Raw genomic sequence first — 2,629 nt, forward strand, 5'->3', positions numbered from 1 at the left:
GTGCTTACTGTACACAAGCGCTACTTTGCCTCCCCAGAGTGCCTCCAAGTCCCAGTCACCACCCAGAGGGATGCGCTCCCAGCCCGCTGGTAGCTGCCTCAGTGCCACCACGGGCACCGTCCCGTGTGCGTAGTAGTCCACGCCGCCATTAACGGCTTGCCAGAAGAGCATCGCCAGCAGAAACTGTGAGAGAGTCGGGTAGTCGGGCTCCCAGTCAGAACCGTTTTGCCGAAAGACCGGAGGATCGTCGCCGTGGTTGAGAGAGACAGCCCACGGCACTTGCTCCGCACTCTGGTAGAAAGGCAAGTAGCCCTCGCGCACCTGTAAAGTGGTTGGGAGAAGGAGAAGCTCCGATGCCTGATGCAAATCCCCACGCCGCCCACAGAGGTTGTAGAGCTGGCGCAAGAGGGGTGGGAGTGGGTGCCCGAGCTGCGCTTCTGCCGTGTCTAGCTCATCATCGGGGATGCCATCGCCCTCCGCAACGGGCTCGAAAAGTTGTGTGATGATACGTTCGTAGAGCGGCCAGTCCATGTCGTCATGATACTACAGGATGGGGGCATTGGGCGGAAATGTGCCGCCGGTTGAAAACCGGCGTCTGCAATGGCGCAAGCGCCGCAAAGCCCGTGCCGGGCTGGGGAATCACAGGTCTATAGCCCGGCACGGGCTTCCCAGCGCGAAGCGCTACAGGACGCCCCGTTCACGGGGCGGACGTTATTGTTTAAACCCAAACGGCAGCGACAAGACCACCTCGCGGATCAGTGTCTCGGACTTGTTGCCGTCTTTTTGCAGCGCAGCTAGGATCTTCGTCACCGCAGGCTGATCGTGCGGCTCCAGGCCACGGCCCAAGGCGTAGGCAAGCATCTTCTCGACTAAGTTGCGCAAAAAAGCATCCTTTTGCTTCAGAACCAGCGCCTTATACTCGACCGGGCTATGGTACTCCTCGCCGGTTAAGAGCTTGGCACTCGCATCCACGGGATCGTCGTTGATCTTGTCGCGCCAGCGCCCAATCGCATCGTAGTTTTCCAGACCAAAACCCATCGGATCAATGCGGGCATGGCACCCGGCGCAGGCGGGCTCGTCCCGGTGCTTTTCGAGCCGCTGCTTGAAGGTCAGGCCGTTCTCTTTCTGATCACTGGGCGGCAGGGTCTTGGTCACGGGCGGGGGAGGTGGCGGCGGTGTCCCCAAGACTTCGGAGAGAACCCACTTCCCTCGCAAGACCGGTGACGTGCGTTGCGGGTAGCTGGAGACGGTCAGGGTTGCCGCCATGGTCAGAATCCCCCCACGCTTGGCGGTATCCACCAGGACTCTCTTAAACCCGCTGCCGGTCACGGGCTCCATACCATAGTGCGCGGCGAGCGTATCGTTCACAAACGTGTAGTCGGCAGAGAGTAAGTTTGTCAGCGGCGCATTGTCCCGAAAAAGACTCTCAAACAGCAGCACCGGCTCCTGGTACATCGCATCCCGCAGGCGGGTGTCGTACTGCGGAAAGCGGCCTCGATCGGGTGCGGCGACTCCAGTCTGCAAGTCGCGGGTGTGCAACCACTGGCTCACGAAGCTCTCGTAGAAGCTCCCGGCCTTAGGATCTAGCAGCATGCGGCGCACTTGCGCGGTGAGCACACCGGGTTGCCTCAGCTTCTTTGTTCGAGCGAGCGTAAACAACGTATCATCAGGCAGTGATGACCACAAGAAATACGAGAGTCGGCTGATCAGCTCATAGTCAGAAAGCGCGATATTTCCCATGTTGTTGGGAGCCTCTTCCACCCGAAATAAGAAGCTGAGGTTAATCAGCACCGCCTTCAGCGCCGCTTTCACTCCCGCCTCATGGACTTTCTGCGAGTCGTAGAGGCGCATCAAGCGAGCCGTCTCCTCGGGCAAGACGGGGCGACGAAACGCGCGGGAGGCGTAGCGCTCAAGAATGGTCTTCGCGGCAGCTCGGGCAGTGAGCTTGGCACTGGGCTTGACAAAAAAGAGCGTATTTGCCGGGGCAGCCTCCAGAACCTCCTGGGCCGCAATCAGATAGCGCTCCAGAAGCACGGGAGGTAGAAAGAGCGTGTCGGCGTTGTTGTCGAAGCCACCTCCCCCGCCACCATCGGCGGGAAAGCTATCTGCAGGTTTGATCGTGACACCAAACAAATCCCGAACTGTGTTGTTGTACTCCAGGCGACTCAAGCGCCGCAGAACCGTGTGCCCCGGCACGGCTTTCACCGGCGCGGCATCCAGCACGGTGGCCAGAGCTACTCCCAGAGCATCACGCTGCGGCTCGGGGAGTTTTTTGGCACCACGCGGCGGCATCGAGCGGTCTTTGAGACGGGCCAGCCCCTTGCGCCAGTTCTCTAAATTTTTATGAATCCCGGCCACATCCGCAGGGTCGAGATTGACACCACCGCTGGGCTGGCTCCCGGAGTGACAAGTCAGGCAGTACTGCTTCAGCAGCGGCAGCGCCTCTTTTTCATGACGGGCCACTAAATCTGCTGGTGGTTGTGGGGCCGCCGCTGCTAGCAACAGCAGCGAGAGTGGTAAGAGTCTCAGCATATCGCTATTATATCCGCCTCTATCCCTCCAGAGGAAAAGAAGAGTAGCCCATAATCAGAGAGATGTCTCCCCCTACCGCAGAGCTAGAAGCACTTCG

2 protein-coding genes are annotated in these 2,629 nt (G+C 59.8%); both read right to left on the reverse strand.

All coding sequences use genetic code 11. From position 1 onward, the window contains the following. Window positions 1-531, reverse strand: a 531-nt coding sequence (locus tag RMO15_RS09395) for an SMI1/KNR4 family protein (RefSeq protein ID WP_309711099.1), incomplete at its 3' end; no start/stop codon positions are given. A gap of 180 nt (window positions 532-711) precedes the next feature. Continuing rightward, entirely contained in the window at window positions 712-2,532 is a 1,821-nt protein-coding gene (locus tag RMO15_RS09400; RefSeq protein ID WP_309711102.1) for a DUF1592 domain-containing protein, read from the reverse strand. Window positions 2,533-2,629: the final 97 nt, after the last annotated feature.

The organism is Armatimonas sp. (assembly GCF_031410135.1).
Taxonomy (GTDB): Bacteria; Armatimonadota; Armatimonadia; order Armatimonadales; family Armatimonadaceae; genus Armatimonas.